The sequence below is a fragment of the Gallibacterium anatis DSM 16844 = F 149 genome (assembly GCF_000379785.1).
GTDB classification, from domain to species: Bacteria; Pseudomonadota; Gammaproteobacteria; order Enterobacterales; family Pasteurellaceae; genus Gallibacterium; species Gallibacterium anatis.
Map to the genome: position 1 here is coordinate 1 of NZ_KB903752.1, position 7,399 is coordinate 7,399.

The 7,399-nt window shown below is 40.4% G+C and carries 8 protein-coding genes; 6 read left to right on the forward strand and 2 right to left on the reverse strand.

What is annotated here, in order from left to right; all coding sequences use genetic code 11:
• The 3 genes from A3EO_RS0111895 to A3EO_RS0111905 form a co-directional block, all read left to right on the forward strand.
• Positions 1–118, forward strand: a 118-nt coding sequence (locus A3EO_RS0111895; RefSeq protein ID WP_018347315.1) for an IS3 family transposase, incomplete at its 5' end; no start/stop codon positions are given.
• A 22-nt stretch (positions 119–140) separates the two neighbouring features.
• Positions 141–419 carry an ATP-binding cassette domain-containing protein gene (locus tag A3EO_RS0111900; RefSeq protein WP_080638299.1) on the forward strand — a complete coding sequence of 93 codons (279 nt, stop codon included), beginning with the start codon at positions 141–143 and terminating at the stop codon, positions 417–419.
• Positions 420–428: 9 nt separating this feature from the next.
• Positions 429–1,607, forward strand: a complete 1,179-nt coding sequence (locus A3EO_RS0111905) for an ABC transporter permease (RefSeq protein ID WP_018347317.1) — start codon at positions 429–431, stop codon at positions 1,605–1,607.
• 43 nt (positions 1,608–1,650) lie between these two features.
• Here the strand turns inward: A3EO_RS0111905 and A3EO_RS0111910 are convergent, their stop codons facing one another.
• The gene (locus A3EO_RS0111910) at positions 1,651–2,004 is read right to left on the reverse strand and encodes an MmcQ/YjbR family DNA-binding protein (RefSeq protein WP_018347318.1); all 354 of its coding nucleotides are present in this window, start codon (positions 2,002–2,004) and stop codon (positions 1,651–1,653) included.
• A gap of 189 nt (positions 2,005–2,193) precedes the next feature.
• Here A3EO_RS0111910 and A3EO_RS13825 point away from each other — a divergent pair, with 189 nt between their 5' ends.
• From A3EO_RS13825 to A3EO_RS0111925, 3 genes are read left to right on the forward strand one after another with little or no spacing between them, the layout of a single operon-like run.
• The gene (locus A3EO_RS13825; RefSeq protein WP_018347319.1) at positions 2,194–5,082 is read left to right on the forward strand and encodes a DNA translocase FtsK; all 2,889 of its coding nucleotides are present in this window, start codon (positions 2,194–2,196) and stop codon (positions 5,080–5,082) included.
• A 10-nt stretch (positions 5,083–5,092) separates the two neighbouring features.
• On the forward strand, positions 5,093–5,707 hold the full coding sequence (gene lolA / locus A3EO_RS0111920) for an outer membrane lipoprotein chaperone LolA (RefSeq protein ID WP_018347320.1): 615 nt from the start codon (positions 5,093–5,095) through the stop codon (positions 5,705–5,707).
• A 19-nt stretch (positions 5,708–5,726) separates the two neighbouring features.
• Positions 5,727–7,070 (forward strand): replication-associated recombination protein A, encoded by a 1,344-nt coding sequence (locus A3EO_RS0111925; protein WP_018347321.1) that lies wholly within the window; start codon positions 5,727–5,729, stop codon positions 7,068–7,070.
• A gap of 134 nt (positions 7,071–7,204) precedes the next feature.
• Here the strand turns inward: A3EO_RS0111925 and A3EO_RS12985 are convergent.
• On the reverse strand, positions 7,205–7,399 hold a 195-nt coding region (locus tag A3EO_RS12985), incomplete at its 5' end, for a transposase (RefSeq protein WP_026210926.1).

A 7,399-nucleotide genomic window follows, 5' to 3' on the forward strand; every position in this document is an offset into this window, starting at 1 on the left:
CATTGAAGAACTTGAATCTGTTATCAAAGAATATGTTCGTTATTACAATGAGGAAAGAATACAATTAAAATTAAATGGACTGAGCCCTGTTCAATACAGAATTCAGTCCTTAAAATAACAGTCTAACTTTTCGGGGTCAGATCAATACTGATGTAGAACATCTTTCTCGTGGGGAAAAACAACGTGTCGCCATTGCACGCGCATTATTGCATCAACCTAAAATTATTATTGCCGATGAACCGACCGCAAGTCTGGATAAGGAAAACAGTCAAATAATTTCACAATTATTGTGCAATATCAGCACTGAAGAAAACTGTACGCTCATTGTTGCCACCCACGATCTCTTTCTCGCTTCACAATTAAAGCGAAAAATTCATTTGGAAAATGGCATTATCGTGTCGGATAACGATAAAGAATAAGGAGTCAATATGTTAATGCTAAAGCTGCTCTTTCTGGATCTGAAAAAAAGCAAATTCGGCAGTTTATTTATTATTTTTTTAATTGCCTGTTCTGTGGCGCTCAGTATTGCCGTTAGTATCAGCGAGCGAGCTTTTCGCGAAGGCAGTACCAATGCAGCAGAAAAATTCGATCTTATTATTGGCGCATCAGGCAGTGAAATTCAGTTGGTATTAAGCACTGTTTTTCTGCAACCAACAAAATTAAATTTAATTGATTACGCTATTTTAAATGAAATTAAACAGAACCCGAACACTGCTTGGGCAGCACCATTAACATTTGGTGACTATTTTCAAGATATGCCGATTATCGGCACAGATAACACCTTTATCGAAAAAATTTATCCTGAGTTGCCGCAACAACAACTATTTCATCAAGATTTTAAAGCGATTGTCGGCGCGGACAGCGGTTTAAAAATCGGCGATAAATTCTCACCGCTTCACGCGCGCTTAGGAGAAAACAACCATCACCAACATAATGAAATCAAATATCACGTTATCGGTATTTTACCCAAACAGCATAATGTTTGGGACCGATCTATCTTTGTACCGATTAAAAATATTTGGCAGATTCATCAACATTCCGACACTCAACAAGAACGTGAACACAAAGCCGTTTCCGCCATTATTGTAAAACCGAAAAGTTTTGCCGGTGCTTATCAATTACGTAGCCAATATAAAACGGAACAGACACAGGCACTCTTCCCTGCTGAAGTATTGGTGAGAGTTCACGCCATTTTAGGTGACAGTAAACAAATTCTGCTTGGAATTTCCATCATCACACAAATTTTAGTTACCTTGGCGCTACTGATGACAATCGTACTCTATCTTAGAAGTAAACAGCACCAAATCGCGGCCTGGCGTATTTTCGGCGCACCAAGAACGAAAATTGTTCTGCTTATTTGGTCAACTCTTTTCCTGATCATCACGTGTGCATTAATGCTCGGCACATTGGGCGGCATAGTATTCGCCTACCTCATTGCCCACTACATCAGTCAAAACAGCGGCTTTGCCTTACCTGTTTACTTTTCAGAAACTGAAGCCCAATTTCTCGCCGCTAATCTTTTAGTTGCAATGTTAATTGCCCTCATTCCCTCTTTTTTAATCTATCGACAAACACCAATTACGATTCTAAAAAATATTCCTGAATAACATTAAACGTATCGGCACACAACCGATACGTTTTTACTGTTAATTATTTTGTTAATTGATAACTCTGTTCAATCAAAGGGAGCAATTCCGCCATCTCAATTTTGTCTAAATCCACACTCAACCAATGTTGTTTATTCATATGATACGCCGGATAAAATCCCTCAGACTGCCGTAAACCGTCAATCAATTCAGGTGGCAGCTTAAGGTTCAGCACATTTTTTATTTCTTTGCCAGACAATCCCAACTTATCGCCCGCCACCGGCATAAACAACGCAAACCATTTTTTATTAGTAAAATGCCGAAACACCGCAAATTCAGGATGCTTATCAAACAAATACTCCGCCTTTGCGGAGTAATGTTCATTTAAATAGAGAAAAAGTGTTTTGGGTGAAGTCATGATATTTACCTCTTTAAACATATAAATACACATCAAACAACTTTAATACCGTTATTTTGAAAATAGAATCTTGTTCATCACAATATACTTATTTGTAAGACTTGATTAAATCCTAAGATTGTTTGTCTAACCCCCCTTGAGTTGCTATCATAGCAGCTCAATTTTAGTATTCGTATTTTGTTGAAAACAATGATTAATAAACTCAAAAATATCAAACTGAATCAGCTTCCTTTATCCCATTTTAAACAGGTAGAAATTAAGAAAGAGTATTTACGCTCCAATCTTTACCTTTTTAACCTTGGACTTATTTTATTAACGTTTTTTGGGTTATATTTACTTGTGGCGTGGGCATCTTATCATCCAATGGATAATGCGTGGACTGTCGCCAGTAACCAGACGGCAGTCTATAACAAGGCAGGTGCTTTCGGTGCTTGGATAATTGATGTTCTATTTGCCTTATTTGGTCGGATTGCCAATATTTTGCCTTTTGTCTGTTTTTTAGTTCCTATTTTTCTATTACGTTATCATCCGATTACAGAAATGAAATGGCGTACTTTTTTCCTTCATTTCATCGGTTTTGTACTTTTTTTATGCAGTATCTCAACTTTAGCGGCACTCTATTTACCTAATAGCAGCAACCATTTAGCCGGTGGCGTCATCGGCACCGTTATTGTTCAGTTTATTGCTAAAACAACCGGCACACTGCTGCTTTCACTTATTGCATTATTGACCACTGCTTTAGGGTTCGTACTTTCTGCCGGCAATGATTTTATTAAAGTATTGCTACGTTTTTACCACTGGTTGATGGCAACAGATGAACAACAAAAAATTGAAGATCACGCTGATACAACCTCAACAGAAAAATCATTAGCGGATTATGAACAGATTGTTTTGCCGATCGCTAATGCTAACCGTACAGAACAACAAACCAAAGAAGAAACGTCATCACCTTATTCCCAACCTCAAGACGAACAACAGTTAGTTAATCCAACTATTTTCGGTTTAACTCCGCAACAAGATGAGCCAACAACAGAAATTGAAACAGCAACTTCTTTTGCACAACAAGAGTGGCAAAATAGCGCGCCACATACATTAGAAACAGCACAAGCACAAGCACAAGCACAAGCACAAGCACAAGCACAAGCACAAGCACAAGCACAAGCACAAGCACAAGCACAAGCACAAGAAGATAGCATTGCCAATTTTGATTTTCCAATGATGGATATTGAAGAACAGCCGGAATTGCCGAAAGTTTCCATTTCAATGCCATCACTGACATCTGTTGTTACTGCGAATGACACTAGGTTAACAGAGGCGAAAACCGCTGTTTCTGCGCCAAAACAGGAAATTTCACTGTCGCCTAATAATAGGATGAATGTTGATGCGATCGCGCCTGCTCAAGACAAAGACGATTATGAGGACGATGATGAAGAACTTACACATTTACGTGAACAATTTTTAGCGCAACAACAAATGAAAGAGCAACAATATGCCCATTCTAAAGCAGAAGCTAAGCCCTCAACGACAACACCGAATTATAAGCCTTATAACGGCACATTAATTCATCCGTTGCTTCAACCAGATCCGATTTCAACCGTTAAACCGACAACGCCGTTGCCTAGCTTGGATTTATTAAGTCCGGGCCAACCTTTAAAAACAGAAGTAACTCAAGCAGAGATTCAAGAAACCTCAAGACGCATTGAACAGCAACTACGTAATTTCGGCGTGAAAGCCGCTGTGCGTAACGTCACTATCGGCCCGGTCGTTACTCGTTATGAAATTGAATTACAACCGGGAACTAAAGCATCGAAAGTCACCAGCATAGATACCGACTTGGCGCGTGCATTGATGTTCCGCTCAATTCGTATTGCGGAAGTGATCCCCGGCAAACCTTATATCGGCATTGAAACGCCAAATATGCGCCGTCAAAATGTATTGCTGCGCGATGTGTTAAGCAGTGCAGAATTCCAACAAGCAAAATCACCGCTATCTATGGTGCTTGGTAAAGATATCAGCGGCAAAGCCGTGGTGGTAGATTTAGCAAAAATGCCGCATTTACTGGTGGCTGGGGCAACCGGTTCCGGTAAATCCGTTGGTGTCAATGCAATGATTTTAAGTTTGTTATTCAAAGTCCAACCGGAAGAGGTGAAATTTATTATGATCGATCCGAAACAGGTTGAGCTCTCTATGTACAACGATATTCCACATTTGCTTACCAATGTGGTGACTGATATGAACAAAGCGGCAAATGCATTGCGTTGGTGTGTTGATGAAATGGAACGTCGCTACCAATTGCTCACTGCGCTGCACGTCCGCAATATTGAAGGATTTAATCATAAAATTGATCAAGCGGCTGAAATGCAATTACCGATTCCAAATCCGATTTGGCGACCGGGCGATACTATGGATGCAATGCCGCCGGCGCTGGAAAAACTACCTTATATTGTAGTGATTGTCGATGAATTTGCCGATTTAATGATGATTGTCGGAAAACAGGTAGAAGAATTAATCGCGCGCTTGGCACAAAAGGCGCGTGCTATCGGTATTCACTTAATTTTAGCAACACAACGTCCTTCAGTGGATGTCATCACCGGCTTGATTAAAGCCAATATTCCAAGTCGTATCGCATTTACTGTTGCCAGTAAAATTGACTCACGTACTATTTTGGATCAATCCGGTGCAGAAGCGTTATTAGGAAAAGGTGATATGCTCTATTCCGGTCAAGGCGATTTAATTCGTGTTCACGGTGCTTATATGACCGATGATGAAGTCGCTCGTGTTGCCAATGATTGGCGCGCTCGTGGCAAACCTAATTATTTGGATGAAATTGTGGAAAACAGTGAAGAGGGACAAGATAATAACGGTGAAGGCAACAACAGCGAACTTGATGAAAAATTTGATGAAGCAGTCGAGGTGGTGTTAAGCACAGGCAACACTTCCGCTTCATTTTTACAGCGTCGTCTGGGTTTAGGTTTCCCTCGTGCCGCACGTATCCTCGATCAAATGGAACAACAGGGAATTTTATCTTCGCCGGTTAATGGTAAACGTGAAATTCTGGCGCCAAAAAATAATTATTAAGGAGACATCAATGAAAAAATTACTGACATTTTGTGCTTTATTCAGCTTAATTTGCAGCACTACCGCTTTTGCTGATGCAAAATCTGAATTACAACAGCGTTTATCACAAATCAATTCACTGAGCAGTCAGTTCCAGCAACGTGTTTCCGATGCGGAAGGCAAAGTGGTTCAACAAGGTGAAGGCACTTTACAAATTAAGCATCCGAATTTATTTAAAATGGAGATTAGCTCGCCACAAGAGAGTGAAATGGTTTCAGACGGCAAAACCTTATGGTATTACGATCCTTTTGTTGAGCAAGCAACAGCCAACTGGGTAAGTGAAGCGGTAAATAATACGCCGTTCGTGTTATTAACCAGTGATGATCAACACCATTGGGCAAGTTATCAAGTCACACAAAAACAGGATGTGTTTACACTTACACCTGTTGATAAAAAGAGCAATATCAAACAATTTACTATTCGGATTAATGCCAACGGATTATTAAATAGCTTTAGCACTATCGAAAAAGACGGTCAGGCAAATTTATATATTTTACGCAACATTAATACTTCGGTTTTACCCGACTCAACCTTTAAGTTTACCTTGCCAAAAGGTGCGGAATTGGATGATCAACGCAAAAAATAGTGATTGTTATAGGTGCTAAATGGAAACGCTTGATTTAAATTTTTCCGCTGATGATTTTCGCCCTTTAGCTGCAAGGATGCGCCCAACCTCATTGGATAATTATTTTGGTCAAAGTCATCTGGTCGGTAAAGGAAAGCCGCTACGCAAAGCAATTGAAAGCGGCAATATTCACTCTATGATTTTTTGGGGGCCGCCCGGTACCGGTAAAACGACATTAGCAGAAATTATTGCCCATCGCTTAAATGCAAAAGTGGAATATCTTTCTGCCGTTACCAGTGGTGTGAAAGAGATCCGCGAAGCGATAGAACGGGCTAAACAGAACCAATTGGCCGGTCAACAAACCTTGTTATTTGTGGATGAAGTGCATCGCTTTAATAAATCACAGCAGGATGCCTTTTTGCCCTATATTGAAGACGGCACTATTATCTTTATCGGCGCAACAACAGAAAACCCCTCTTTTGAATTAAATAGCGCATTACTCTCACGTGCCAGAGTTTATCTTTTAAAATCGCTTAATATCGATGAGATTGTTGAAGTGTTGCAGCGTGCTTTACAGGATAAACAATTCGGCTATGGCAACCAGATCATTAATCTTGAAGATGGCTTATTAGCCATGCTGGCAGAATACGTCAATGGCGATGCGCGCTTGGCATTAAACTGCTTAGAATTAATGGTTGATATGGCAGAGGAAACGCTAAAAGGAAAACTACTGACGAAGCAATTATTAGTTGATACTTTGGGAGAAAGGCAAGCACGCTTTGATAAACAGGGCGACCGTTATTATGACTTAATTTCAGCATTGCATAAATCTGTACGCGGTTCTGCGCCTGATGCCGCACTTTATTGGTATGCGCGAATTATTACTGCCGGCGGTGATCCGCTCTATGTCGCTCGCCGTTTATTAGCCATTGCTTCAGAAGATATCGGCAATGCCGATCCAAGAGCAATGGAAGTTGCGTTGAATGCGTGGGACTGTTTCACGCGTGTGGGCGCAGCAGAAGGTGAACGTGCGATTGCTCAAGCCATTGTTTATTTAGCGGCAGCACCGAAAAGTAATGCCGTTTATCTTGCCTTCAAACAGGCAAAACAGCTTGCAACACAATATCCCGATTTTGATGTACCATTGCATTTGCGTAATGCGCCGACAACACTGATGAAAAATATGGGTATCGGTAAAAATTATCGCTATGCACACGATGAGCCAAATGCTTATGCCGCGGGTGAAAACTATTTTCCGGAGCCTCTAAAAGGAATACGTTTATATTTTCCAAATGAGCGTGGAATGGAGATCAAAATCAAACAAAAATTGGATTGGTTGGCACAGTTGGATGAGGAAGCGAATAATCAAGGTAAAAAATCATAGAAATTTGCCGATTTTACCAACAAAAAACGCACCTTTCGGTGCGTTTCAGACTGCTGACAAACCCATCTTTCCAAAATCATTTGATAAAAGTGGGTTTGTTTTTTTACTTTGTCGCTTTTCTCTTGCTTTTCCTTTCAGATAACGGTGCCAGCGGTCATTTTCGCTGATTGTTTTACCCATGCCTCAAACAAGTAAAATTGACGCCATAAATAAGACAAAATAGCCCATACCACTAGGGCAATTTTCTTGATATTTTGTGCCATTGCCGCAAGGAAGCATTGCATTTGCACTTTGGATAATCCTCTATAACGAGCATAGCGATGTCCGTG